At 71.6% G+C, this 303-nt stretch carries 1 pseudogene; it reads right to left on the bottom strand.

The features are described 5' to 3' along the window. Positions 1–303, bottom strand: a pseudogene (locus tag N826_RS39435) (HAMP domain-containing protein); the annotation flags it as partial.

The following is a 303-nucleotide window of genomic DNA, read 5'->3' as shown; positions in this document are numbered from 1 at the left end:
CATGGCCTGCAGGGCCTGGCGCTGAGCCCGGCGGGCACTCTCCGCCTGCTCCCGCTGCTCGTCGCGTAGACGCTCCGCCTCGAGCAGTCCCTGGCGGAACACCTCGGCCACCCGGACCATGGTGCCGATCTCGTCGCGCCGCTGACCCCCGACGATGAGGTGGCCGTGCTGACCCGTCGACAGCTTCTCCAGATCGCCGGTGAGCCGGCGCAACGGCGTCACGATGGTCCGGCTGAGCACGGCCGTGATGGCCAGGGCCGCCACGACCGACAGGCCGATCGCGATCAGGGTCGAGTGCTGGCT

It is taken from the genome of Skermanella aerolata KACC 11604, assembly GCF_000936425.1.
Lineage (GTDB): Bacteria > Pseudomonadota > Alphaproteobacteria > Azospirillales > Azospirillaceae > Skermanella > Skermanella aerolata.
This window is presented reverse-complemented; position numbering and strand designations above follow the sequence as displayed.